Origin of the sequence: Streptomyces sp. TP-A0356, from assembly GCF_001417775.1 — a bacterium.
Classification (GTDB): Bacteria; Actinomycetota; Actinomycetes; order Streptomycetales; family Streptomycetaceae; genus Streptomyces.
On sequence record NZ_BBZJ01000017.1, the window covers coordinates 199,765 to 224,169 of the forward strand.

The following is a 24,405-nucleotide window of genomic DNA, read 5'->3' on the forward strand; positions in this document are numbered from 1 at the left end:
GCGCGCGTAGCACGGGGCGGGAACGTGCGCGTTCAGTGTCGGTGGGGGTGTTCCGCGTGCGGCGCTTGTGGCGGGTTGCGCGGCGTGTGTTCTGGGGCGGCGCTGGCGGGTCTTCATGGGGTTGCCGTGAGGTTGTGGTCTGGGTGTTCCGGTCGATGGGGTTCCGGGGCTGTGTGGCGGTCTGTGGCAGCCGTGAGACTGCGTCGTGCGCAGCGGCGCCGCCAACGCCACTCGGCGGCCACCTGCACGCTGGCCAGGGCGACGAGGGCGAGGTCGCCGGCGAGGGCGGCGAGCATCAGTTCGTGGCGGGTCACGCGGCATCACCCTCGCCGTTACGGCTAGGCGTGACGGTGTCGGGGTTCTCCTGGGATCCCGGGAGAACCTCCGCCTGCGCCTGGCGGCGAAGCTTCTGCGCGTTCCTGCGGGCGAGGCCGGCTTTACGGGCTGCGGCGAGTTCTGCGCGCTGCCGGCGCATGTCATCTGTCCGCCGCTTCGCTGCGGCTATGCGGGCCTTCACCGCGGCCTCAACTGAGCTGGTCATGGCGACCCCCTCCAATGCGATAGGTCATGACGCTCCCTTCGGGGATGCTGGGTGGGAGGCCGGGCCCGATATCCGCGGGCCCGGCCGGCGTCTTCAGGTCCACTGCATGTGCTGGCCGGGCACGTCGAACGCGCGGATGCCGTCCGGCCGCATCCGGCCGGTCAGCGCGTAGTACAGGTCGTGGCTCGCCTGGCATCGGTGCTCGTCGCAGACCGGGATGCGGACGATCTCGTCGGCGCCGTCCCTCGCGAAGCCGAAGCCGGTCGTGTCAGGGCCCTCGTCGGTGACCGCAGCCAGGGCAAGGGTCACGAGGGTTGCGGGCCGGGAGCATCCGTCCGGCCCGGCGCACTGGGTGCTGCGGTAGCGGGCCGGGACGCGCTCGATGCGGGTCTGAACGATGGCGTACCCGTGGTCGCGAATGTCGTCGATGGCTGCGGTGAGCGGGCCTGGGGTGAGGATGCGTTCGGTCATGCTGCTGGTTCTCCTTCGTGGTGTTGGCGGGTTCAGGCGGCGTTGCGGCAGGCGCCGCAGAGGGGTGATCCCATGGCGTTCCACTGCAGGCGGCTGCACCGTGCGCAGTGTCTGTAAGCACTTGTTTGGGTTCCAGTGCACGGAGTTGTTTTGGCTCCACTGCCGGGGTGGAGGGGGCGTGTATTGGTGTGATTTACGCCCCGGTAGCAAGGTGATTTGGCCCCACTTCGATCGGGTGGTTCCGCTGGCCCGGATGGGGGGGTTGACGGTAGTTTTGAAGCCTCGGTGGACCTCCGCATACGCATCCCCGACAGGTGCGTGGAGGGTTGCCGACCCGGCTCGGCTCAAGCCGCGGACGTCCCGGTGACCGCGGCGGCTGGACGAGAACGGGCGATGGTGCGGCCGGCACTGGGACTTGACGGCTGGGCCCGAAATGGCTGCGGCCGGTCTCCCGTGAGGGAGGCTGGCCGCGGTTGTCGGTGCAGGTCAGCGACGGCGTTTCCGCTGGGTCTGCGCGAATCGGTAGGACTGAGTCCCGGTCTCGACGATGTGCGCGTTGAAGGTGACCCGGTCAACGATCGCCGTGCAGAGCCGGGGGTCGGTGAAGGTCTGCTTCCACTCCGAGAACGGGGCGTTCGACGCGATGGCGATGGCCCGCCGCTCCTCCCGCTCGGTGAAGATCTGGAACAGAAGCTTGGCGCCAGCCTTGTCCAAGTCGAGGTAACCGAACTCGTCCAGACATAGCAGGTCGACGCGGCCGTAGCGGGCGATGAGACGGGTCAGCTTCTTCTCGTCGGCGGCTTCCGCGAGCTCGTTGACCAGGTTGACGGTGGTCGTGTAGCGGACCTTGAGTCCGGCCTCGGCCATGGCCGTGCCGATGCCGATCAGCAGGTGGGAGTTGCCGGTTCCGGAGTCGCCGATCAGGCAGAGCGGCTGTCCGGCCTGGACCCAGGCAGGGTCGGAGAGGGTGCCGACGAGTTCGGGGGTGACGTTGGGGTTCTCGGCGAAGTCGAAGTCCTCCAGCCGCTTGGGCCGGGGGAAGTTGGCGTCCCTGACCAGCCGCTGCTTGCGCCGTTCCTCGCGTTCGGCGCACTCGGCTTCCAGCAGGTCGGCGAGGAAGTCCTTGTAGCTGGACCGCTGCCGCATGGCGTCGGCGGCCATCTCCTGGACCCTGCTGCGGATCGTGGGCAGGTGCAGGGCCCGGCAGGCTTCGTCGATGGCTGTATCCACGGCCTCCTCCGGCCCCATGTCTCGGCGGGGCGAAGGGATCTGGGTGGCCGTGGTGTCGGTCGTGCTCATGCGGTGCCTTTCGGTTGACGTGTCAGGAGCTGGTCGTAGTGGGCGACGGTCGGCAGCGGCCGGTTGTCCTCGGGCAGCTGGGCCCGGCGGGCCGTCAGAGACACCACGCCGCTGGGCTCGGCCCAGGGCGGCGGCTCGCACTCGTCGTCCAGGTCCTCAGGCGGTGGCGGGGCCAGTGCGGCGGCCCTGCGGGCCTCGACGGCCACCACGTCGGCGGTGACCGCGCCCGCCCGGATCGCGGCGGCCATGCCCTGCTCGATCGCGGTCGCGGGCATCCGCCGGTGCAGCAGCAAGACCTCGATCAGGGCTCGTGTTCCGGCCGCGTCGCCGTGGGCGGCGCGGGCCGCGGCCCAGAAGGCTTCGTGGACCTCGGTGAACGATCCGTTCTGCCGGGCGGTGACCAGCGCGGTCGATCCGGCCATGGCGCCGGGCTTGACCAGCAGGATCTCCAGGTAGTGGTCGAGTTCGTCGCGGAAGTCACCCCGGCGGGTCAGCCTCGGGTGGCGGGCGACGACGTTGCGCCGTTCGAAGATGAGCAGTTCGTTGCCCCGCAGCAGCACCCGCACGTTCTGGCCGATGAAACGGGCCGGCACCGAGTAGTGGCACTGCCTCACCGTGATCCGGCTGCTGCGGTCGACCTTTGGCGTCAGGGTGACGCCGCACTCAAACTCCTCCAGTGGCAGCGGCGCCAGCTGGTCAGCCTCGGTGTAGAAGTTGAAGCCGACGGTGGTTAGTTTGCCTGCAAGGATCCGTTCGTCCTCGGCCGCGTCGATCTCGGTGATCTTCGCGTTCAGCTCTTCCAGCGTGGCAACCTCGGGAACCGGGACCAGGTGGGTGCGGCGGAAGCGGCCGCCCTCGTGCTCGACGCCGCCCTTTTCGTGGGCGCCGTCCTCGCCGGGGATGCAGTAGAAGGCGTCGAAGCCGTAGTGGGCCCGGAAAGACACCCACCGCTCGGACTCGATGCGGCTGCGGCCGGTGCAAATGCGGTTCACCGCGGGCTTGAGGTTGTCGTATCGGATGTGCCTGGTCGGCACTCCGCCCAGGACGTTGAACGCCTCGACGTGCCCTTCCATGAAGGACTCCTGGGCCTGCGAGGCGTAGACGCGGTGGACGGCCTTGCCGGAGTACGACAGCCGCAGCGTGAACAGGTGGCACTTGACGACCTCGCCCGCCAGACGGACCCAGACATCGGCGAAGTCGACCTCGGCTTCCTCACCGGGCAGGTGAACCTGCGGGACCATGCCCGTCAGATGCCGGCGTCCCTCCAGCACCTCGGCCTCGATTTGCGGGCGCCTGCCAGCACGTAGTCGCAGACCGTGGAGTAGGACACCAGGTCGAAGTCGTACTCCTGGGCGAGACGCTGATGGATCCGACGGGCGGTGTGCTTCTGCTTTCGCGGCGCGGTCGCGTCCTCCCGCAACATCTCGTCGATCCACGGCTTGGCCGGGTCCAGGACCGTCGCCCGGGGAGCCGGTTTCTTCCGCGGCGGCGGAACAGCAGACAAAAGGGCCTGCCTCACCGTCCGGCGATGCACTCCGTACTTCTCCGCAAGAGCCCGCTGCGACAGTTCCGGATCAAGACGCTTGTCCCTCCGGATCGCAGCGAACAGCTCTGTCCGCGACAAACCCATCCCGGCCTCCCGACATGACCGTGATCAAGCAACACGGCCTCCGACATGACCGTGATCGACGCACAAACCCTGCCGTCGTCGGGCGGACGGAGCAGCGCATTCACTCCAAAGAGGGCACGTCGTCGGATCCCGATGTCCGGCCGCGACCGCTCAAGCCGGAACGAGTCACAGCCGTTCGGGCAGCGCCCGTCTCAGCCCTGCCGCCTCTCATTTGAGAGCGTGTACTGCGGCCAGAATGGCTTGAGGCTGGTTGAGCAGATCAGTGCTGTCTGCCCACTGGTCCACGCTTCCCACGAGCGCCAACGTCCGAAGGTCCCGGTCCGTGATCGTCTCCGCAAGCGCCTGCGCGAAACGCTCAGCGCGCAGAACCTGGAACGGGCGCGAGTGGTAGAGCCGCCGCTTCGGGTCCACGGGTGTGTGGAGCCCCGATGCGTTCTGAAGAGCCGCGACACTCTCATAGGCATCGCACAGATGTGCCTCCCGGGTTCGGTAGTCCGTCGCGGCCAGCGCGCCACGAAGAGCCGGCTTGAGCGACTTCGCCGCAGGGAGCTGGCCGAAGGCACTGCCAAGCCACTTGCTGTAGGGGGCGTAGCGGCGCTCCAGCAACAGGCAGAGGCGCATCAGATCACGCACCTGGCGAGCGGCCACGACGGCCGAACCGATGTCGTCGCCGACTTCCGCGCAGCGGCCCACGAACGCTTCTTCCTGTGAGATGCGCTGCCACTGGCAAGCCAGTAGATACCGCCATACCTGGTCCGGGTACCACGTCAGCCGCCGTCGGACGTTGGTGAGAGTGCCAAGCCCGTCATGGAACACCGCTCCACCGGTGGTCTCAGCAAGCCGCTGCTGCGGCATCGCCAGCCATTCACGCGTGGTCAGCTCTGCACCGGCCGAACGCACTCCGAGCTGTTCGGTCAGCCATCCGTCCACATCATGCACGTCTACGCGATGGTTTACCGGGCCGTCAGTCAACTGCATACGCCCGACCGGATCCAGCGGATCGTCGCTTTCCTGGAAGTGGGTGGGCCAGCCCCGAATTTCCTTCGGCAGCCTCTCGGTCAGGGTGCGGCGGACTGCAGCACCGTGCTGAGTCTGGTCCTCGGCTGTCAGGAAGATCTCCAGCCGCGGGCCCCACTCGTGATCGGCCGACCGCGGTGTGTCGAAGCCCAGCACCTCAGAGCCGCTACCGATCCGGGCAGCCGCGTAGCGCAGCCCGGGAAACGCATCCCGAAGGATCGGTTCTACCGCCTCCTCGTACAAGACCTCAGACAACTCGATGCCAGGCATGAACTGGGCTCCGGAGATCGTCATATCCCAACTGTGCTGGACCTACTCACCCCGAGGCCACCGGTTATCTCCCTTGACAGCCCCGCCCGCCTCACCCGTGGAGCCAGATCAACTTCGTACACGGCGGAGCCACTTTCCATCCGTGTAGTGGAGCCCAGAGAAGTGCTTACAAACATGCGCAGGGAGTCTTGGGGCGGGAATCAGAGAGAAGGTGCATTTCAGCGTCCCTAGCGTCCCTAGCGTCCACGCCGGACGGTTTACGCAGGCCGGAGACGGTGTGAGGGGTGGACGCTGCGAACAGTCCAGCGTCCATCTCAGCGTCCATAGCGTCCACGCCTTCCCGGGGGGTGGACGCTGCGGCACCTTCGCTAGCGTCCACCCCATCGCCGCAGCTCGGAGCCTGTTTGAGGCCGCTCTGGGACGCTGTGGACGCTGTTTCGCACCTTCTCTCTTCTGTCGCCATCAGGCGGTACATCCGCTGACGCTTGGGTGCCGGACCGCGCTCGGAGTCGTCCACCTCGACACCGATCGTGCGCAGCACCGGGGCCAGACGCTTGAGCTGCCCGCCAGCTCGGGTGGCGTCCTTGGGCCACTTCTTCGGCAGCTTGTCCGGGGCATCCACCTTGTCGAGGATCTGCTGAGCCGTGAGCTTCAGCCCTGTCGGTCCGGCCTCGTCGACGAGCTTGACGACGGCCTGCGCGAACGGTTCGCCATCGAGGACGTCTGCCACTGCATCCCGTGCGCTGGCCTTGTACGACTCCAACGTCTTCCAGCTCTGCACGCGGTCGACAGCGGCGAGGACACGGGCGAAGTCGGCCATGCGCGGGCGCTCCGTCAGCTGCACGTCTGGCAGAACCTTGAGTACCTGGGACAGCAGATCGAAGAGGCTGGCCAGGATTCCGGCGTGGGCGTCGGCATACGCCTCGTCGAGTTCGGCCTCTTCACGCCGATCGCGGTCCGGGATCGTGCTCAACTCGATCGTGAGCAGTCGCTCGGCGAGGTCACCGGCGAGGGCTCCGGCGTCGATGGTGGTCATCGCCAACACGCGCCGGAACTCGAGGACGACGACGTCATCGTCGGTGTACAAGGCGCGGTCGACGATCCCGTCTCCGGTGACGGCACGGCAGAGCGCGTCGGACAGCCAGTCGGAGATGATCGAGACGTTGTCGATGCATAGGGCCCAGGAGTTAAACGCCTGCGTTGCCCAGGACTTGATGTCTCTAGGCGCGGTGCGCTTCGGCGCCCCCTTCCTCGGCCCGCTCAAGCGCGGCGCGAGTGACCCGCTCCGACTTCACCTCGGACTCCGCGGTGTCGGACTCCCCCAGGTTCGCCAGCTGCGACCGGTCCGAGGCCTTGGCCATGTTGAAGTAGCCGCCGGACTCGAAGCCGACGAACGCCTTCACAGCCCGCAGGTCTTCGATGGCCTGCGCCCGCTCGACGCGCTGCCGCCACAGCCGGGAAGGGTGGTAGGCGCCCACAAAGACCCGCACGCCCGGCTGTTGAGCCGCGGCGAGCGCGGCAGCCATCATCTTGTCGTACTCCGGGCGTTCCTCCCCGGAGTGAGCGGAGCGGTCGTTCTCGATCCACTCGCCGGCGACCTCGCCCCCGATGTCCTCGAGGGCCCACCGGCGCAGGTCTTTGATCTGCCGCCCGACGCCGCGTCGTTGGTCGAGGGGGTCTTCGCTGATGCGGGCGTACAGGAAGACGAGGATGCGGAGTGCGGTGACGACTGCGGCCATGCCCCAGTATTACCCACCCAGGACCCCTAGGATTCCCGGGCGGAGTCGGCAACACCCACAAGAACCCGAAGGCATTCGCCAGCCTGATCCACGATGTCGAGACGAAGATCTTCGACGTACTTCCGGACGAGACCTGGGTCTATCCCGGGCACGGCAACGACACCACGCTGGGCGCCGAGCGTCCCCACCTGCCGGAGTGGCACGCGCGGGGGTGGTGAGCGCCCGGCCTGTTCCGGCCGGCCCGGCGGTGAGCGCTGGGCGCGTATTCCGGGCAGGGGCATGAGCGCGAGCGCCGGACACGGACTTCGGCCGTGCGGTGTGCGGGTGCGCGGTGTGCGGGCGGCCGTGCGGTGTGCGGGAGTGCGCACCCCGTGCGGGCCACTCGGCCCGCGCCCCACAAGTCATCCGCCTGCGCCAGGGCGTGAGAACCGGGCGCACACGCCCCGTGTGAACCGTTCGCACGCTCTCGCGTCCCGTGCGCGCTCCCGGTGCATGTGGTTGCGCAGTCAACTGGAGGCAGCCCCGCGCGGGGTGACGGCTCCCGCGCGGTACGGGCCGCCGGTCCCTCCACCCCCGCCCTCGACCGGCGGCCCCGGCATGCGCACCGCCGGAGCGTTCACAGGAATGCAACACCGGTTCCCACCATGCGGACAGTTGCCCACGTGACCTCGACAAAGAGGATGTCGCACTGTCACTCTCCCGCCATGCAACTCGCCCAACGCGCCCTGCGCCGCGCCGCGTCCGGCGCCACCGTCGCCCTGCTCGCCCTCGCCGTGGGGTGCGCCCCTCAGCCGGAGGGGAACGCCTCCGCCAAGGCCTCCGCAGCGAGCGCCGGGAGCTGCGCGAAGGGCAAGCTGGCCACGAAGACGTCGGGCAAGCTGACGATCGCCACGGACGAACCCGCGTACGAGCCCTGGTTCAAGGACGACAAGCCGTCCAACGGCAAGGGCTTCGAGTCGTCGGTCGCCTACGCCGTGGCGCAGCAGCTCGGCTATGACAAGAGCGCCGTCGTCTGGCAGACCGTCCCCTTCAACAAGGCCTTCGCGCCCGGTGAGAAGACCTTCGACTTCGACATCAACCAGGTGTCGATCAGCACCGAGCGCAGGAAGGCCGTGGACTTCTCGTCCGGCTACTACGACGTCCGCCAGGCCGTCATCGCCCTCAAGGGGTCCAAGGCCGCGAAGGCGAAGACCATCGCGGACCTGAAGGACATCAAGCTGGGCGCGCAGGTCGGCACCACCAGCCTCGACTACATCGACAACGTGGTGAAGCCGAAGCGGCAGCCCGCCGCCTACGCCAAGAACGACCAGGCCAAGTCCGCCCTGAAGAACGGTCAGGTCGACGCCATCGTCACCGACCTGCCGACCGCCTTCTACATCACCGCGGCCGAGGTGACCGACGCCAGGATCGTCGGCCAGTTCGAGAACCAGGGCGGCTCCCCCGAGCAGTTCGGGCTCGTGCTCGACAAGGGCAGCGCGCTCACCTCGTGCGTGACCTCCGCCGTGGACGCCCTGCGCAAGGACGGCACGCTGTCGAAGCTGGAGAAGCAGTGGCTCTCCGACGCCGTCGACGCTCCGGTGCTCAAGTGACGGTGCCCAGGCAGGAGTCGGGGGAGGACTCCGGCGAGGGCGATACGACGGCCGTGGCCGACCCGGGAGACATGCCACGCGGGGGTGACGCGTACGTTCCCTCGCAGCGGCGGATCGAGCGGGAGCGCCACAAGCGTGCCCGCGCCCGTCGTGCCACCGCCGTCGCGGCGCTCTCGACCCTCCTCACCGGCGCCGTCCTCTATCTGGTCGTCGTCAACGCGCCCGGCTGGCCCCGCACCAAGGAGACGTTCTTCAACGCGCAGTACGCGCGCGAGGCGCTTCCGAAGGTCCTCGAGGGGCTGTGGCTCAACGTCCGTCTGCTGCTGGTGTGCGGGGTCGCGGTACTGGTCCTCGGCATGCTGATCGCCATCGCCCGCACCTTGCGCGGCCCGGTGTTCTTCCCGCTGCGCGTGCTGGCCGCCGCGTACACGGACTTCTTCCGTGGACTTCCGCTGATCATCAACCTGATGATCGTGGTCCTGGGTGTTCCCGCGCTGCGGCTGCAGGGCGTGACCGTCGACCCGGTACTGCTCGGCGGGACGGCGCTCACGCTGACGTACTCGGCATACGTCGCCGAGGTCTTCCGCGCCGGCATCGAGTCCGTCCATCCCTCGCAGCGCGCCGCGGCCCGCTCGCTGGGTCTCACCAACCGGCAGGCGCTGCGTCACGTGGTGCTCCCCCAGGCGGTCCGCCGTCAGGTGCCGCCGCTCCTCAACGACCTCGTGTCCCTGCAGAAGGACACGGGGCTCGTCTCGATCGGCGGCGCGGTGGACGCCGTACGGGCCGCCGACATCATCGTGGGGCGCAGCCTCAACTACACACCGTACATCGTCGCGGGGCTGATCTTCGTGGCACTGACCATTCCGATGACCCGCTTCACGGACTGGGCGACCGCCCGGATGGACCGGCAGCGGGCGCAGGGAGGAAACCTGTGAGCGACATCCTCCGGAAGCAGGACGCACCGGAAGAGCCACGGTCCGCCGACGCGCCCGTGCTGCGCATGGAGTCCGTCCGCAAGTCCTTCGGCGCCTCCGTCGTCCTGCGGGACGTCGACCTGGAGGTCGCCCCGCACACGGTGACGGCGCTGATCGGCGCCTCGGGCTCCGGCAAGTCCACGCTGCTGCGCTGCGCGAACCTGCTGGAGGAGATCGACGACGGCGCGATCTGGCTGGACGGCGAGGAGATCACCGACCCGCGTGCCGACCCGGACGCCGTACGCCGCCGCATCGGCGTGGTGTTCCAGGCCTACAACCTGTTTCCGCACATGACCGTCCTGGACAACATCACGCTCGCCCCGCGCCGGGTGCACGGCGTGGACCGCGCGACGGCCGAGCAGCAGGCACGCGAGCTGCTGGAGCGTCTCGGCCTCGGCGCCAAGGCGGCCGAGTACCCGGACCGGCTCAGCGGCGGCCAGCAGCAACGGGTCGCGATCGTGCGCGCGCTGGCCGTACGCCCCCGGCTGCTGCTCCTGGACGAGATCACCGCCGCCCTCGATCCGGAACTCGTGGGCGAGGTCCTCACCGTCGTCCGGGATCTGAAGGAGGACGGCATGACGATGGTGCTGGCCACCCACGAGATGGGCTTCGCCCGCGAGGTCGCGGACCAGGTCTGCTTCCTGGACGGCGGAGTGGTGCTGGAACGCGGCACGGCCGAGCAGATCTTCGGCGACCCGCGGCAGGAGCGTACGCGGCGCTTCCTGAGCCGGATCGTGGAGGCGGGACGGCTCTGAGACAGGCGCGCTTCCGGCCGGGGAGCCTGCGTGGCAAGAGGCGCCTCCGGGCGGCTCACGGCAGCAGCGGGCTGCCCTCCGGTATCGCCGCCCAGCGCCGGGGCGGGCCGGCGACCGCACGCCCGTCGGTCAGACGCAGGCCACCCATCTGCGAGGCGTACGCCAGACGATAGGCGTCCCACATCTCCACCTTCTCCCACTGCCAGAAGCGGTACAGCCAGTGCAGGTCGGGCTCGTCGCCCCACACGGACCCGAGCTCCTCGTGCCGTTCGCCAGGGCCGTCGCGCGAGAACTGGCCGAACGTGCCCCCCTTGGGGTTGAAATACAGCCCGTACGCGGTGGTGCCGGGTGACAGTGCGTCCAGCACCGCCTCCGTGCTCACCGTGAACCACGAGGGCTGGAGCAGCACGCAGCCGCCCGGGACGCCGGTCACCCCCACGAACCGCTCGGCCTCCTCGTCGTAGGGGTCGAAGCCGTCAGGCCCGGTGCCGTACGGGCCGGGCTCCGAGTCCAGGTCCAGTGGGGGCGCGGCGGCCGGGTCGGCACCCAGGCGCCGGATCGCCGTCTCCTCGTCGATTCCCGCCACGAAGGCGACCGAGAGGCCCTCGGTGTGGATGCCGCAGAAGACGGCGGCCCTGCGGTCGGCGTCCTCCTGGGCCGCGCGTTCCTGCGCGGTGAGCGGCACCGCGCCCGGCAACGCCTCGAAGACGCCGGCCAGTTCGGTGGTGAGCGCCAGCCGCCCCGGTGAGCGGCCGCCCAGCTGCGGACTCCAGGCGTCGGCGCCCGCGGCGAGGAGCAGTTCCACGGCCTCACGCGCACCATGGGAGACGGCCTCCCAGAGCGGCGTACGCCCGGTGGGCGACCGGATGTCCACGTCCTCGATGTGGCGCAGGAGTTCGGCGACGGCCTCGGGTGAGCCGTGCTGTGCGGCGAGGTGCAGTGGGGTCTCCTCGGTCCATGATCCGACCGGTCCCACGGGATCCGCGCCATGGGCCAGTCGTGACCTGATCAGCCCGGCGTCCTTCCACCTCTCCCCTGCCATCCCCTCCCAGTCGCCGCGGTCCGGGTCGGACCTGGGCGGGCCCTCCGGACGGTGTCCGAGGCGCCCGGAGGGGCCGAGGGGTACGGCCGTGGCGGATGCGGCCATGATCTCGAAGGGACCCGTACCGGCGATCAGGAAGCCCCTGCCGCTGTCCTCGGTCGCGGCGGCGGCAACTGACTCCTCCTGCTGCGAGTCGTCCTCCTCCACCGGCCAGACCGCCACCGCGTCGGCGGCCGCGTCCCGCAGTGCCGTCGCGTCGATCTGCGTGTGTGTCTCGGGCACGCCCTTGTCGGGCCATTCCACGACCAGGTGCATCGGGCCCGCGGGCGGCAGCTGCGAGAGGTGCAGCTGGATGTCGTAGTGGAACCCGCCACCTCCCCCTGCCCGCAGTTGGAGAGTCGGTCGGGGCGGTCCTTCGGCGGGCGCGGGCCACGGCCGGCCGTCCAGGGTGGTCACCCGCCGCCCGTCGGCGAGCAGCACCCCGCAGCGCAGGGCTCCGGCACCGCCCCGGCCGCCGCCCCAGTGGACGGGGTGCTCCGCGCCGCCCTCCCGCACGGTCCGCAGGAAGACACCCAGCCGTAAGGTCACCGAGCCCGGCCACACCTCCCAGCCGGTGAGCACGATCCGCGCGTCGGGACCGGCGCCGACCTCGATGACCTGGGACAGTTGCGCCGGCACGAACCAGTCCTGGGGCGGGTACGCCTCGTCGTCCGCCTGGCGATAAGCGCCCAGTCGACGTGTCTCGGACCGCGGCTCGCACGGCGGGTCCGGCACGATCAATCCGTCGAAGAAGTTCATGAGTTGATCGTGACACCCGCCACTGACAACCGGTCCTCCGCTCGTGTCCGGCACAGGCGTCTCACGCCTCCTTCTGCCCCGCCCCCGCGAGTGCCGCGACCCGCTCCACCGCGAACGCGTACCCCTGCACACCGCAGCCCGCGATGACACCGTCGGCGCGCAGGGAGACGTACGAGTGGTGCCGGAACTGCTCGCGCTGGTGGATGTTGGAGATGTGGACCTCCACCACCGGCAGCCCGTCACAGGTGTTGAGCGCGTCGAGGATCGCGACGGAGGTGTGCGAGTAGGCGGCCGGGTTGATCACGATCCCGGCGTGGTTCGACCGCGCCTCGTGGATCCACTCCACCAGCTCGCCCTCATGGTTGGACTGCCGGAAGTCCACCGTGCCTCCATACGCGGCCGCCGTCTTCGCGCACAGGGCCTCGACGTCAGCGAGCGTGTCGGAGCCGTAGATCTCGGGCTGCCGCTGCCCGAGCAGGTTCAGGTTGGGGCCGTTGAGGATCATGATCGGGGCGTTGGCGAGGGTGTGGGGCACGGTTCCTCCGGTCCGTTCGGATCTGCCGGCCCAATGAAGGACCGCTGCTCGGCCCGGTCTATCACGATGTGCCGGGCAGGCGATCACCCCTGCTCCCGCCGTCGAACGGGCCGAGTCGGACCAGGAGTTGCCACGCGCCCGTCCGAAGCTGTCGTTCCGGTTGACCGGCGCACGCCCGCCCCACCCCACGGATGCGCCGAGCCCCCACGCGCCCCCGTAAGTCGCCGTCACCCTGGGTAGTTGACTCGGCATGCACGACGTACGCACCGTAAGGGCTCCCTCCATGCTCCGCCTCGCGGCCGCCTCGCTCGCCGGAACGGCCATCGAGTTCTACGACTTCTTCGCCTACGGGACCGCGGCCGCCCTGGTCCTGGGACCCCTGTTCTTCCCGACGTTCTCGCCGTTGGCGGGCACGCTGGCCGCCTTCGGGACCTTCGGGGTCGGCTTCGTGGCGCGGCCCCTCGGCTCGGTGCTGTTCGGGCACATCGGTGACCGGCGCGGGCGACGGCCCGTTCTCGTCGTCTCCCTGCTGCTGACCGGGGCCGCGACGGTGGCGGTCGGCTGCGTACCGACGTACGGCACGATCGGTACGGCGGCTCCCGTGCTCCTCCTCGTGCTGCGTTTCCTCCAGGGGCTCGGCCTCGGCGGGGAGTGGGGCGGCGCGGTGCTGCTGACGGCGGAGCACGCGCCGGCCGGGCGGCGCGTACTGTGGTCGAGCTTTCCGCAGGTGGGGCCATCCCTCGGGTTCGTACTGGCCAACGGCGTGATGCTGGGGCTGTCGGCGGCACTGTCGGACGCGCAGTTCGCCTCCTGGGGCTGGCGGATCCCGTTCTGGGGCGCGGGGGTGCTGGCGGCAGCGGGTCTGTGGCTGCGCGGTTCGCTCGCGGAGAGCCCGCTCTTCCTTGAGATCGACGACCACGCGCGCGTGCCGCTCGCCGAGGTCGTGCGCCGCCACTGGCGGCTCGTCCTGCTGACCGCAGGCGCGCTCGCGGTGGGCTACGCGGTCTTCTACACCGTGACCACCTGGTCCCTGGCGTACGCGACGGAGCGGCTCGGCGTGAGCCGTACGGTCATGCTCGCGTGTGTCATGGCCACCGTCGCTGTGCAGGGCGCCATGACCCCGGTGCTGGCGCTCGCGGGAGACCGCTACGGGCGACGGCCGCTGTGCCTGGCGGGCTGCGCCGGCGTCGCCCTGTGGATGTTTCCCATGGTCGCCCTGCTGTCGACGGGCGAACCCCTGTGGATGTTCCTGGGCTTCCTCGGGGCGATGCTCTCCTTCATCACGATGTTCGCCGTGATCGCCGCGTATCTGCCCGAGTTGTACGAGCCCCGGGTGCGGTGCACAGGCGCGGCCGTGGGCTACAACCTCGGCGGAGTGATCGGTGGCGCCCTCACCCCCATCGTGGCCACAGCGCTGGCCGAGCACGGAGGCCGGGTGCCCTGGGGTGTCGGCGCCTATCTGACCGCCGTGGCCCTGCTCAGCCTGGGGTGCTTCGCACTGCTGCCGGAGACCCGCCCCGTCCCGGTCGCGGTGACGGAACCCGCACCCGGTTGAGCCCACGTCGGCGCCGCGCGCACGTCTACGGGGTGACCGCCAGCTCCAGGTACGCCGCGAACAGCACCAGATGGACGCCTCCCTGCAGCGGCGTGGCACGCCCGGGCACCACCGTCAAAGAGCCCACGACCACGGTCAGCGCGAGCAGCGCCATATGGAGGGGGCCGAGGCCGAGGACGAGTGGTCCGGACAGCCACACGGACGCCAGCGCGACGGCGGGGATGGTCAGGCCGATGCTGGCCATCGCGGAGCCGAGGGCGAGGTTGAGGCTGGTCTGGACCCGATCGCGGCGCGCCGACCGCAGCGCGGCGATCGTCTCGGGCAGCAGCACGAGCAGCGCGATGATCACACCGACGACGGCCTGCGGCATACCGGCCGCAGCCACACCTGACTCGATGGTCGGTGACACCCCCTTGGCGAGTCCGACCACGCCGATGAGGGCGAGGGCGAGCAGGCCCACACTGAGGGCCGCGGTGCGAGCGGACGGCACGTCGGCGTGCTCGTCCGCGGTGATCACCTGCCCTTGCCGGGTGATCGGGAGGAAGTAGTCGCGGTGACGTACGGTCTGGGTCGCCACGAACAGGCCGTACAGCACCAGTGAGGCGAGCGCGGCGAAGGTGAGCTGGGCCGGGGAGAACTCCGGGCCGGGCCTGCTCGTGGTGAAGGTGGGCAGGACCAGGCTGAGGGTGGCCAAGGTCGCGACGGTGGCGAGTGCCGCTCCGGTGCCCTCGGGGTTGAAGACCGCGATTCCGTGCCGTAGTGAGGCGACCAGGAGGCTCAGTCCCAGGACGCCGTTGCAGGTGATCATCACCGCCGCGAAAACGGTGTCACGGGCCAGGGTCGCGCTCTTGCCCCCGCCGTCCGCCATGAGGGTGACGATGAGCGCCACTTCGATGATCGTGACGGCGATCGCCAGAACCAGCGAGCCGAAGGGCTCACCGACCCGGTGTGCGACCACTTCGGCGTGGTGGACGGCGGCCAGGACGGATCCGGCGAGGACCAAAGTCACCAGGGCGACGACCGCGCCGGGCAGATCGCGCCCCCAGGTGAAGGCCAGCAGGACCACCGCAGCCACCGGCACGACGGTCGTCCACCGCGCCACGAGTGACCGGAGCCCGACGATCATGCTGCGATCGTCGCAGACGTACCCCTGGCGCGCATTCCCGCTCCGGTCATCGGCGTCCTCGAACGGGGTGCCCGGCTGCGCGCCGGGGGACCCGCGGTCACGTTGACGCCCCATGCCGTCATATCTCGACGCCGTCCTTCCGAGCGCCTTCGGCGTCCTGCTGTGCCGCCCTGGCCGCGTCCTTCCGGGAAGCCATCAGGCTGGTGATCGTCGTGACGATCAGGACCGCACAGATCACCCCGAGGGAGACCGGGATGGAGATCTCGGGGACGTGGACCCCGGACTCGTGGAGCGCGTGCAGCACCAGCTTGACGCCGATGAAGCCGAGGATGATCGACAGGCCGTACGAGAGGTGGACCAGCTTCTTGAGCAGGCCGCCGATGAGGAAGTACAGCTGCCTCAGGCCCATCAGCGCGAACGCGTTGGCCGTGAAGACGATGTACGGGTCCTGGGTCAGGCCGAAGATCGCCGGGATGGAGTCGAGGGCGAAGAGCACGTCAGTGGTACCGATCGCGAGCATCACGACAAGCATCGGCGTCATGACGCGCTTGCCGTTCTCCCGGATCCAGAGCTTGGTGCCGTGGTACCGGTCGGCCACGCCGAAGCGGCGCTCGGCCGTCTTCAGCAGCCTGTTCTCCTCGTACTCCTCGTCCTCCTCATCGGCCCTGGCCTCCTGGACCAGCTTCCAGGCGGTCCATATCAGGAACGCGCCGAAGAGGTAGAAGACCCAGGAGAAGGACGCGATGATCGCGGCTCCCGCGGCGATGAAGCCGGCCCGCAGGACCAGGGCTATGAGCACACCGACCAGAAGCACGCGCTGCTGGTACCGCGGAGGCACCGCGAACTTCGCCATGATCAGGACGAACACGAAGAGGTTGTCGACGCTCAGCGACTTCTCGGTGATGAAGCCGGCGAGGAACTCTGCGGCGGGTCGGCCACCGCCGAAGAAGAGCAGTCCCAGTCCGAACAGTCCGGCGAGGGCGATCCAGACGATCGTCCAGATACCGGCTTCCTTGACGGACACGTCGTGCGGCTTGCGGCCGATGAAGAAGTCGACCGCGATCAGGGCAGCGAGGCCCACGATCGTCAGGACCCACAGGGTCGGGGAAACATTCACTGCGCCTCCGGCAGTACGTCACGGCATGAGTCAGCGTCGTCAGCGTCGTCGCTGCCGGAGGTCTCTTCCACCCGAGGACGCCCGGGCGCGTGGTGCGCCCGGTGCCTGCGGGCCGACGCCCCGAGATCTTGCCTGATCCGTACTGACGGGTGCGCCGCAGCAGTCAGGGAGTACTCCCCTCCGTGTGAAAGAGAGTACCCAATCACCAAGAGCAGGTAAAGGAAATAGCAAAGGAATCGTCAAGTTGACTGATGGAAGCCGATTTACCCGTTCTTGGTGGCTGGCGGGACGGCGTCAGTGGCCCCAGGCTCGGCGGGCCTCGGCCACCCGCGCGAGCGCCTGGTGGAGCACCTGGCTGCCCCGCGGGACGCGCGGCGGCTCGTACGTCCAGGAGTGACCCACCCAAGGGTCCGCGAGGTGGTCGTCGGGCGTCGGGGTGAGACGCAGCAAGGAGCGCCAGAGCGGGTCGAGCAGCGGCCCGTAGGCGGTGGCGTCCTCCCGGTCGGCGACCATCATCAGATGCGCACCCACGGCCGGGCCCTCGTCGGCGAGATAGCGCAGCTGCGTCACGGCCCGGTCGTCGAAACCGTGCGGGAAGTCGTTGACGATCAGCAGTTGTTCCGCCGTGTCGAGATCGGGCGGCAGGGAGTCGGAGGCACCGCCGCGCACCGCCATCTGCATCAGGTCGACGCGCCGGGTGAGCCGGGTCAGCACGTCTGCCACCCCGGCCGCGCCCGCGGCAGGCGGAGCGGCGAGCGCCCCTGACTGCACCAGGGGCGCGAGCACCGCAGCGCCGGAACCCGCCGGGTCGACGACGTGCACCGTGAACTCCCCGGGCGGGTACACGGCGAGCAGTCGTGCCGAGTGCGTCACCGCCGTCTCCATGGCCAGGCGGCGCAGTTCGTCCGAGTCCGCGAGCGGGTCGAGGGATCCGGCGCGGCCGCTGTCGATCCACAGACCCCGCTCCAGCGGCAGCCGGACCAGCATGGGGATGCGCAGGCTCTCGCTCTCGGGGAGAAGGAGGTCGCCCAGGCGCACCGCCATGGGGATCTCCATCGGCACCTGATAGCCGTGCCAGACCGGGCTGTCCCAGCGTGCGAACGCCGGAGGCAGAGCTGGCTCGACGACATCGGACTCGGCGATGAGCTGGGTGAGGTCGCGGTCGAGCGCGGCCTTGGCCTGGTCGACGAGCTGGGCGTGCTTGGCCTGGGCCGCCTCACGGGCGGCGTCACCCTGCCTGCCGACGCGGCTGCGCGGATCGGACAGGACCCTGTCCAGTTCCTGCTCCATGCGCGAGTCGGCGAAATCGACGGCACTGCGGTACGCGGCCGCCGTGCGTGCCAGGTCCTCGAACATGCCCCACACCTGGTTGTAGAGCCGCTCCTCCATGGACCAACCGGTCGCGTCGCCCGCGACGGGCTGCGCGGGCTGTCCGGGAGGGGCCGGAGGCACGGTCGGCGGGGGCGGGGGCGGCGCCGCCGTCTGCCGGCCGGGGTGGTGGTAGTTGATCGGTCCGCCGGGGCCGGACTGCGGGACCGGGTCCGGCGAGCCGGGGAGGTCGTCATACGGACTGCCCTGCTGCGGCACGCCGGACGGGCCCTGCTGCGGCGGTACGGTGGCGGCGCCCTGGGGAGCCGCCGGGGCGGCCGTCTGCCGCGTGCGGTCGCTGTCCGGCAGACGCGCCGGGGGCGGTGCCACCGAGCGGGCCAGGCTGCGCGCCACCGCGTCATCGATGGTTCCCGCCAGCTGCCGGGCCTCGGGCAGACCCTGGTCCGCGAGGAGCGCGGCGAGCCCGCCCGCGTATCCCTGGCCGACCGCTCGGACCTTCCAGGCGCCCTGTCTGCGGTAGAGCTCCAGCGCGATGACGGCGGACTCGGAGTCCAGGCCGGTGAGGGTGTAGCTGGCGACCTCGGAGCCGTCGAGCGCGGTGACCGCCACGAAGGGGGCGGCAACGGTGCCGAACCGCACCGGGCCCCCCATCCCCGTCGGAAGGGCGAGCAGCACATGGACCCGGTGCGCGCCCTCCGGCAGGGCGTCCAGGTCCAACGCGAGACGATGGTCGGCCGCAGCCTGCTCGGAGACCTCGACGCCCGGCAGCGTGGGCGCGCCCGGATGGGCCACCCACTCGATGCCGCGCACCTTGCCCTGCGCGTCGCCGAGCGTGGCCCCTGCCACGATCGGCTTGCCGGCCGACACCCGGATCTCAAGTCGGACCTGGGGAAGCGGATGGTTCTGCCCCCGGACCAGCTCGGCCGTCATCGCCTCGTCCCCCTACCTCGCTCGTGTGCCCAGGCGTCCGGCCGCCTACAGGTGCGGCAGGATCGCGGGCATCAGGTCCTGGAACGTACGGCCGTTGGCCGGGGTGCCCAGGGCCGTCATCGTCCAGCCGGGGCCCGCACGGTGCACCTTCGCCATGATCTGCGCCGTGTACGCGCCGCCGCCCGCGAGCGTGTAGCGGGCGAGCTCCTGGCCGTTGGTCTCGTCGACCAGGCGGCAGAACGCGTTCTGCACCTCCTGGAACGTCTGGCCCGTGAACGAGTTCACGGTGAAGACGATCTGGTCGATGTGGACCGGGACGCGCTGCAGGTCGACGAGGATCGCCTCGTCGTCGCCGCCCTGGCCCGCACCGCCGACGAGGTTGTCACCGGTGTGCCGCACGGAGCCGTCGTCGCTCACCAGGTGGCGGAAGAAGACCACGTCCACGGGCTGCTTGTCCGCGAACAGCACGGCGGACGCATCGAGGTCGATCTCCCGGGTGCGCGAACCGAACAGCCCACGCCGGGGGGCGGCCTGCCAGCCGAGCCCCATGCGCACCGCGGTCAGCGTGCCTCCGTCGTTCTTCTGCAGACTGATGGCCTGACCCTTGGCCAAGTTGACCGTCACGCGCTGTTCCCCTCTCGAGCTGTTCCCCTGTTGGCCGCGTACTCCGCGGATGGCAAAACCCTACGCAGGGGCACTGACAGTGCCGAACCCCGGACCGCGCTTTGTGTCGGTGTTGCAACACACTGCGCATATACCGAGGTCCGGCACGAGTCGGGGGAACGTCAGGCCAGGCCCGCCTCCCTCATCTGACGCAGTTCCTTCTTCATCTCGGAGACCTCGTCGCGCAGCCGGGCCGCGATCTCGAACTGCAGGTCCGCGGCGGCGGCCCGCATCCGATCCGTCAGCTCCTCGATCTGCCCGGCGAGTTCCGCCGCGGGCCGGTCGGTCGGGACCACCTCCTTGGCCTTCCCCTTGCCCTTGGCGGACTTGGCGCCCTTCGCGGCCTGGCCGCCCAGCGCGGGGACGGGGCTCTTGGCGCCCTTGCCGTCCTTGACCTTGCGGTAGCCCGTGCCGAGCAGCTGCTCCGTGTCGACGTCCTCGCGGGCGATCTGCGCCACGATGTCGTTGATCTTCTTGCGGAGCGGCTGCGGGTCGATGCCGTTCGCGGTGTTGTACGCGATCTGCTTCTCCCGTCGGCGGTTGGTCTCCTCGATGGCCTTCTCCATCGCCGGGGTGATCTTGTCGGCGTACATATGGACCTGGCCGGAGACGTTGCGCGCGGCGCGGCCGATGGTCTGGATCAGCGAGGTGCCCGAGCGCAGGAAGCCCTCCTTGTCGGCGTCGAGGATCGCCACCAGGGAGACCTCGGGCAGGTCGAGGCCCTCCCGGAGGAGGTTGATGCCGACCAGGACGTCGAACTCGCCCGACCGCAGCTCGCGCAGCAGCTCGACCCGGCGCAGGGTGTCCACGTCGCTGTGCAGATAGCGCACCTGGATGCCGAGCTCGAGGAAGTAGTCGGTGAGGTCCTCGGCCATCTTCTTGGTGAGCGTGGTGACCAGGACGCGCTCGTCCTTCTCGGTGCGCTTGCGGATCTCGTGCACCAGGTCGTCGATCTGGCCCTCGGTGGGCTTGACCACGACCTCCGGGTCGACGAGGCCGGTGGGGCGGATGATCTGCTCGACGAAGCCGTCCCCACGCGAGAGCTCGTACTTGCCGGGGGTAGCCGACAGGTACACCGTCTGGCCGATGCGCTCCTGGAACTCCTCCCACTTTAGCGGACGGTTGTCCAGGGCCGAGGGCAGCCGGAAGCCGTGCTCGACGAGGGTGCGCTTGCGGGAGGCGTCGCCCTCGTACATGGCGCCGATCTGCGGGACGGTGTTGTGCGACTCGTCGATGACGAGCAGGAAGTCGTCCGGGAAGTAGTCCAGCAGCGTGTTCGGCGGGGAGCCGGGCTCGCGCGCGTCGAAGTGCATCGAGTAGTTCTCCACGCCAGAGCAGGTGCCGATCTGGCGGAGCATCTCGATGTCGTACGTGGTGCGCATGCGCAGCCGCTGGGCCTCCAGGAGCTTGCCCTGCTTGTCCAGCTCGGCCAGGCGCTCCTCCAGCTCCTTCTCGATGCCGTTGATGGCGCGCTCCATGCGCTCCGGGCCGGCGATGTAGTGGGAGGCCGGGAAGACGTACAGCTGCTGGTCGTCGCTGATGACCTCGCCGGTGAGCGGGTGGAGGGTGGAGAGGGCCTCGATCTCGTCGCCGAACATCTCGATCCGGACGGCCAGCTCCTCGTAGACCGGAAAGATCTCGATGGTGTCGCCGCGCACCCGGAAGGTGCCACGCGTGAACGCCATGTCATTGCGCGTGTACTGGATGTCGACGAAGCGACGCAGCAGCTCGTCCCGGTCGATCTCGTCGCCGACCCTGAGGCTGACCATGCGGTCCACGTACTCCTGGGGTGTGCCCAGGCCGTAGATGCAGGAGACCGAGGCGACCACGATGACGTCGCGACGAGTGAGGAGCGAGTTGGTCGCGGAGTGACGCAGGCGCTCCACCTCCTCGTTGATCGAGGAGTCCTTCTCGATGTACGTGTCCGACTGCGGCACGTATGCCTCGGGCTGGTAGTAGTCGTAGTACGAGACGAAGTACTCGACCGCGTTGTTCGGCAGGAGCTCGCGGAACTCGTTGGCCAGCTGGGCGGCCAGCGTCTTGTTCGGCGCCATCACCAAGGTCGGGCGCTGGAGCTTCTCGATCATCCACGCGGTGGTGGCGGACTTTCCGGTACCGGTCGCGCCCAGCAGGACGACGTCCTTCTCACCTGCGCGGATGCGCTTGTCCAGCTCGGCGATGGCCGTGGGCTGGTCACCGCTGGGCTGGTAGGGGCTGACGACCTCGAAAGGCGCCACCGTGCGTTCGATCTGTGAAACGGGCCGCATGTCATCAACCGTACGACCCCCCACTGACAACGGGGGTCGGTCACCGGTTCTGTGGGGTGCGGGAGCCCCGGGGGCCTGCGCGTCGGCCGGAGCTGGACAGCGGTCGCGGACGTCGTCCGGTGTGGGTGACCTCGGGGCGGGCCGGAACACCGGGCTTGCGCTCCACGGGGGCCCGGTCGGGCCTGCCCATGACCACCTGCGGGTCGAACATCACGACGACGCCGGCCAGGCACAGGAAGACGAGGGGGCCGATCATCATCGGGGCGAGCAGGGCCGCGGGCCTGTCACCGGCCGGGGTGCCTGCGAAGCCGTGCAGATGGACGGTGAGGGCGGCCATGCCCGTGTAGTGCATGCCGCTCACGGCGAGCCCCATGACGAGGCTCGCGCCGACGCTCCAGAGGAACCCGCGGACCTGTCCGGCCGCCCAGAGAGCGGCGGTCGCGGCGACGACCGCTATGACGACCGAGGCGGCGACGATGAGGGTGTTGTACTCGAGCACGCCGTTGAGTTGCATCCCGGCCATACCCAGATAGTGCATCGAGGCGATGCCCAGGCCGGTGATGGTCCCGCCCGTGAAGAGCGCCACGCCGGTCGCCCCCCGGCAGCCCACGATGAAGACACCGACGCCGACCATGATGATGGCGACGGCGAGGCTGGCGAATGTCATTGTCTTGTCGTAGTGGATGGGGGTCTCCTTGACGGTGAACCCCATCATTCCGATGAAATGCATGGTCCATATCCCGGACCCGATGGCAGCCGACCCCAGGGTGAGCCAGCCGATGCGCCAGGAGTGGGCGACCAGCATCGATCGCATGGTGCAGCGCAGACCGAGCGCGCCGCCGAGGCAGGCCATGAGGTACGCCACCACCGGTGTGACGAGTCCGTAGCTGAAGCCGTCGACGGTGCCTTGCATGTGCGGCTGCCCTCCCCACCCTGATGCGTCCTGAATTCGGGAACTGCCCCCGTCCCCGCGACCGTGACGACGGTCCGAGTCGAGGCGAAGAGTATGACCCGCACCGGAACGGTCGAACGATTATCCGGCAAAGAATCACGGCGCTGCCGCACTTGTGCGGCGCCTGTGAGCAGGTTTGGGCAACTCCAGTCAATCTGTGACCTTCCTGCACCTGCGCCCACTTGACTCTGCGCTGCCATCCTGGTGCTGTGTGTGATTGCCGATGCGAGGAGGAACGTATGCACGCGCGCGTAGCCGTCGCGACCGCCACGCTCTTGGGACTCAGCGTCGCCATACTGCCCGCTCACCACGCCGGTGCCGCAGACGGCGACGGCCCGGTCGTCGTCGCCCACCGCGGCGCCTCCGCGTACGCGCCCGAGAACACCCTGGCCGCCATCGACAGGGCGGCCGCCATGGGCTTCAGCTGGGTCGAGAACGACGTGCAGCGCACCAAGGACGGCCGGCTCGTCGTCATCCACGACGCCACCCTGGACCGCACGACCGACGTCAAGCGACTGTTCCCGCACCGGGCACCCTGGCGGGTGAAGGACTTCACCGCCGGGGAGATCGCACGCCTGGACGCGGGCAGCTGGTTCGGCCGCCGGTTCGCCGGGACACGGGTACCGACACTGCGGCAGTACATGGACCGCATCTCACACAATCACCAGAAGCTGGTTCTGGAGATCAAGAACCCCGAGCTGTATCCGGGTATCGAACGCCAGACCCTCAAGCTGCTGGCCAACGAAGGCTGGCTCGACCCCGGTCACCTCAGGGACCGACTGGTCGTCCAGAGCTTCAGCGCGGACAGCGTGCGGACGGTCCACGCCCTCGGTCCCGCGATCAGGACGGCGTACCTGGGCACGCCTCAGGTCACCGAGCTGCCGGCGTACGCGCGGTTCGCCGACCAGATCAACTCGACCTACACCAAACTCTCGGCCCGTTACGTCTCCGCCGTCCACGCGATGAAGGGACCGCATGCCAAGCCGGTGAAGGTCTTCGCCTGGACCGTCAACAGCGCGGACCTGGCCCGGCGGACAGCCGGCTTCGGCGTGGACGGCATCATCACGAACGCCCCCGACGTCGTGAGCAGAGCGGTCGGCGCCCACTGACCCCACGGTGCCTTCGGGGTACGGGCGGCGGTGCGGTCGGCGCCCCGGGGGCGTTGTCGGTGCCGCGCCGTACCGTGGGCGCATGGACAGTCATGGGCAGTGCGAGCAGCAGCTGGTGTGGGCCGTCGTCACCACGGACATCGGTCCCCTGCTGCTTGCCGCAACGCGCGACGGCCTGGTGAACGTGGTGTTCCACGCCTCGGACGCGGTGCGCGACAAGGCGCTGGAGCGGCTTGCGTCCCGGCTCGGGACGGCGCCCGTCGAAGACCCCGGCTCCCCGCTCCTGGCCGAGGCGATACGCCAGGTGGCGGCGTACTTCGCGGGTGAGCGGCATGACTTCGAGCTGCCGTTGGACTGGTCCCTGATCAGCGGCTTCAACCGCCAGGTGCTGCGCGAGCTGGCGTCCGGGGTGCCGTACGGCACGGTGGTCGGGTACGGCGACCTGGCAGGCCGGGTCGGTCAGCCGGGAGCCGCCCAGGCCGTAGGCGTGGCGATGGGCTCCAACCCGCTGCCGGTGGTTGTCCCGTGCCACCGCGTGGTCGAGAGCGACGGGGGCATCGGTGGGTTCGGCGGCGGGCTGGAGACCAAGCGGAAGCTGTTGGCGCTTGAGGGGGTACTGCCTGAGCCGCTGTTCTGAACCGGCCCGACGAGCGTTCCCCGTGTCCTGTCCGCTCGCTCGCAAGGGTTTGGCCGGGGG

At 69.5% G+C, this 24,405-nt stretch carries 21 protein-coding genes and 2 pseudogenes; 7 read left to right on the plus strand and 16 right to left on the minus strand.

Annotated features, from left to right (window positions below; genetic code table 11):
- Positions 1-113: 113 nt before the first annotated feature.
- The 8 genes and pseudogenes from ASC56_RS40600 to ASC56_RS14045 form a co-directional block, all read right to left on the minus strand.
- A complete protein-coding gene (locus tag ASC56_RS40600; RefSeq protein WP_159039649.1) occupies positions 114-314 on the minus strand; it encodes a hypothetical protein in 201 nt (66 codons plus the stop codon).
- On the minus strand, positions 311-541 hold the full coding sequence (locus ASC56_RS39655) for a hypothetical protein (protein WP_159039650.1): 231 nt from the start codon (positions 539-541) through the stop codon (positions 311-313). Before ASC56_RS39655 ends, ASC56_RS40600 begins: the two co-directional genes overlap by 4 nt.
- Positions 542-634: 93 nt before the next feature.
- Entirely contained in the window at positions 635-1,012 is a 378-nt protein-coding gene (locus ASC56_RS14020; protein ID WP_055491699.1) for a hypothetical protein, read from the minus strand.
- Positions 1,013-1,498: 486 nt separating this feature from the next.
- A complete protein-coding gene (istB, locus tag ASC56_RS14025; protein ID WP_055491700.1) occupies positions 1,499-2,311 on the minus strand; it encodes an IS21-like element helper ATPase IstB in 813 nt (270 codons plus the stop codon).
- A pseudogene (gene istA, locus ASC56_RS14030) lies at positions 2,308-3,941 on the minus strand (IS21 family transposase). The gene istB and the pseudogene istA overlap by 4 nt, the downstream one beginning before the upstream one ends.
- 207 nt (positions 3,942-4,148) lie before the next feature.
- The gene (locus ASC56_RS14035) at positions 4,149-5,252 is read right to left on the minus strand and encodes a DUF4037 domain-containing protein (protein WP_055491701.1); all 1,104 of its coding nucleotides are present in this window, start codon (positions 5,250-5,252) and stop codon (positions 4,149-4,151) included.
- Positions 5,253-5,394: 142 nt separating this feature from the next.
- Positions 5,395-6,492, minus strand: a complete 1,098-nt coding sequence (locus ASC56_RS14040) for a hypothetical protein (protein WP_199835985.1) — start codon at positions 6,490-6,492, stop codon at positions 5,395-5,397.
- Positions 6,449-6,967 carry a recombinase family protein gene (locus ASC56_RS14045; RefSeq protein WP_055491702.1) on the minus strand — a complete coding sequence of 173 codons (519 nt, stop codon included), beginning with the start codon at positions 6,965-6,967 and terminating at the stop codon, positions 6,449-6,451. The genes ASC56_RS14040 and ASC56_RS14045 overlap by 44 nt, the downstream gene beginning before the upstream one ends.
- Before the next feature lie 32 nt (positions 6,968-6,999).
- Here ASC56_RS14045 and ASC56_RS37940 point away from each other — a divergent pair.
- From ASC56_RS37940 to ASC56_RS14060, 4 genes and pseudogenes are all read left to right on the plus strand, one after another.
- Positions 7,000-7,185, plus strand: a pseudogene (locus ASC56_RS37940) (MBL fold metallo-hydrolase); the annotation flags it as partial.
- A gap of 486 nt (positions 7,186-7,671) precedes the next feature.
- Positions 7,672-8,556 (plus strand): ABC transporter substrate-binding protein, encoded by an 885-nt coding sequence (locus tag ASC56_RS14050; protein ID WP_055491703.1) that lies wholly within the window; start codon positions 7,672-7,674, stop codon positions 8,554-8,556.
- Entirely contained in the window at positions 8,553-9,491 is a 939-nt protein-coding gene (locus tag ASC56_RS14055; RefSeq protein WP_055491704.1) for an amino acid ABC transporter permease, read from the plus strand. Before ASC56_RS14050 ends, ASC56_RS14055 begins: the two co-directional genes overlap by 4 nt.
- Before the next feature lie 65 nt (positions 9,492-9,556).
- Positions 9,557-10,285: an amino acid ABC transporter ATP-binding protein gene (locus ASC56_RS14060; protein ID WP_055491927.1), complete on the plus strand. Its 729-nt coding sequence runs from the start codon at positions 9,557-9,559 to the stop codon at positions 10,283-10,285.
- A gap of 55 nt (positions 10,286-10,340) precedes the next feature.
- Here the strand turns inward: ASC56_RS14060 and ASC56_RS14065 are convergent, their stop codons facing one another.
- On the minus strand, positions 10,341-12,125 hold the full coding sequence (locus ASC56_RS14065) for an ankyrin repeat domain-containing protein (protein ID WP_055491705.1): 1,785 nt from the start codon (positions 12,123-12,125) through the stop codon (positions 10,341-10,343).
- A gap of 61 nt (positions 12,126-12,186) precedes the next feature.
- Positions 12,187-12,660 (minus strand): type II 3-dehydroquinate dehydratase, encoded by a 474-nt coding sequence (gene aroQ / locus ASC56_RS14070; RefSeq protein ID WP_055491706.1) that lies wholly within the window; start codon positions 12,658-12,660, stop codon positions 12,187-12,189.
- Between the two features lie 283 nt (positions 12,661-12,943).
- On the opposite strand from aroQ, the gene ASC56_RS14075 reads away from it, so the two are divergent.
- Complete coding sequence (locus ASC56_RS14075; RefSeq protein WP_055491707.1) at positions 12,944-14,215, plus strand: MFS transporter; 1,272 nt, start codon at positions 12,944-12,946, stop codon at positions 14,213-14,215.
- 25 nt (positions 14,216-14,240) lie between these two features.
- Here the strand turns inward: ASC56_RS14075 and ASC56_RS14080 are convergent, their stop codons facing one another.
- From ASC56_RS14080 to ASC56_RS14105, 6 genes are all read right to left on the minus strand, one after another.
- Positions 14,241-15,341, minus strand: a complete 1,101-nt coding sequence (locus tag ASC56_RS14080; RefSeq protein ID WP_055491928.1) for a calcium:proton antiporter — start codon at positions 15,339-15,341, stop codon at positions 14,241-14,243.
- 118 nt (positions 15,342-15,459) lie between these two features.
- Positions 15,460-16,458, minus strand: a complete 999-nt coding sequence (locus ASC56_RS14085; protein ID WP_055491708.1) for a TerC/Alx family metal homeostasis membrane protein — start codon at positions 16,456-16,458, stop codon at positions 15,460-15,462.
- Positions 16,459-16,752: 294 nt separating this feature from the next.
- Entirely contained in the window at positions 16,753-18,717 is a 1,965-nt protein-coding gene (locus ASC56_RS14090) for a TerD family protein (RefSeq protein ID WP_055491709.1), read from the minus strand.
- 45 nt (positions 18,718-18,762) lie between these two features.
- Positions 18,763-19,341 carry a TerD family protein gene (locus ASC56_RS14095; protein ID WP_055491710.1) on the minus strand — a complete coding sequence of 193 codons (579 nt, stop codon included), beginning with the start codon at positions 19,339-19,341 and terminating at the stop codon, positions 18,763-18,765.
- Between the two features lie 161 nt (positions 19,342-19,502).
- Positions 19,503-21,647 (minus strand): excinuclease ABC subunit UvrB, encoded by a 2,145-nt coding sequence (gene uvrB / locus ASC56_RS14100; RefSeq protein WP_055491711.1) that lies wholly within the window; start codon positions 21,645-21,647, stop codon positions 19,503-19,505.
- Positions 21,648-21,687: 40 nt separating this feature from the next.
- Complete coding sequence (locus ASC56_RS14105) at positions 21,688-22,560, minus strand: MHYT domain-containing protein (protein ID WP_055491712.1); 873 nt, start codon at positions 22,558-22,560, stop codon at positions 21,688-21,690.
- 278 nt (positions 22,561-22,838) lie between these two features.
- Here ASC56_RS14105 and ASC56_RS14110 point away from each other — a divergent pair, with 278 nt between their 5' ends.
- Together ASC56_RS14110 and ASC56_RS14115 are read left to right on the plus strand one after the other, a co-directional pair.
- On the plus strand, positions 22,839-23,708 hold the full coding sequence (locus ASC56_RS14110; protein ID WP_055491713.1) for a glycerophosphodiester phosphodiesterase family protein: 870 nt from the start codon (positions 22,839-22,841) through the stop codon (positions 23,706-23,708).
- Positions 23,709-23,790: 82 nt separating this feature from the next.
- Complete coding sequence (locus ASC56_RS14115) at positions 23,791-24,345, plus strand: methylated-DNA--[protein]-cysteine S-methyltransferase (RefSeq protein WP_055491714.1); 555 nt, start codon at positions 23,791-23,793, stop codon at positions 24,343-24,345.
- Positions 24,346-24,405: the final 60 nt, after the last annotated feature.

Bases quoted from the DNA above. Each gene is read 5' to 3' on its own strand.
- ASC56_RS39655 (WP_159039650.1), bottom strand. From the start codon at position 541: ATGACCAGCTCAGTTGAGGCCGCGGTGAAGGCCCGCATAGCCGCAGCG.
- ASC56_RS14020 (WP_055491699.1), bottom strand. From the start codon at position 1,012: ATGACCGAACGCATCCTCACCCCAGGCCCGCTCACCGCAGCCATCGAC.
- istB (WP_055491700.1), bottom strand. From the start codon at position 2,311: ATGAGCACGACCGACACCACGGCCACCCAGATCCCTTCGCCCCGCCGA.
- ASC56_RS14035 (WP_055491701.1), bottom strand. From the start codon at position 5,252: ATGACGATCTCCGGAGCCCAGTTCATGCCTGGCATCGAGTTGTCTGAG.
- ASC56_RS14045 (WP_055491702.1), bottom strand. From the start codon at position 6,967: ATGGCCGCAGTCGTCACCGCACTCCGCATCCTCGTCTTCCTGTACGCC.
- ASC56_RS14050 (WP_055491703.1), top strand. From the start codon at position 7,672: ATGCAACTCGCCCAACGCGCCCTGCGCCGCGCCGCGTCCGGCGCCACC.
- ASC56_RS14060 (WP_055491927.1), top strand. From the start codon at position 9,557: ATGGAGTCCGTCCGCAAGTCCTTCGGCGCCTCCGTCGTCCTGCGGGAC.
- ASC56_RS14065 (WP_055491705.1), bottom strand. From the start codon at position 12,125: ATGAACTTCTTCGACGGATTGATCGTGCCGGACCCGCCGTGCGAGCCG.
- ASC56_RS14075 (WP_055491707.1), top strand. From the start codon at position 12,944: ATGCTCCGCCTCGCGGCCGCCTCGCTCGCCGGAACGGCCATCGAGTTC.
- ASC56_RS14080 (WP_055491928.1), bottom strand. From the start codon at position 15,341: ATGATCGTCGGGCTCCGGTCACTCGTGGCGCGGTGGACGACCGTCGTG.
- ASC56_RS14090 (WP_055491709.1), bottom strand. From the start codon at position 18,717: ATGACGGCCGAGCTGGTCCGGGGGCAGAACCATCCGCTTCCCCAGGTC.
- uvrB (WP_055491711.1), bottom strand. From the start codon at position 21,647: ATGCGGCCCGTTTCACAGATCGAACGCACGGTGGCGCCTTTCGAGGTC.
- ASC56_RS14105 (WP_055491712.1), bottom strand. From the start codon at position 22,560: ATGCAAGGCACCGTCGACGGCTTCAGCTACGGACTCGTCACACCGGTG.
- ASC56_RS14110 (WP_055491713.1), top strand. From the start codon at position 22,839: ATGCACGCGCGCGTAGCCGTCGCGACCGCCACGCTCTTGGGACTCAGC.
- ASC56_RS14115 (WP_055491714.1), top strand. From the start codon at position 23,791: ATGGACAGTCATGGGCAGTGCGAGCAGCAGCTGGTGTGGGCCGTCGTC.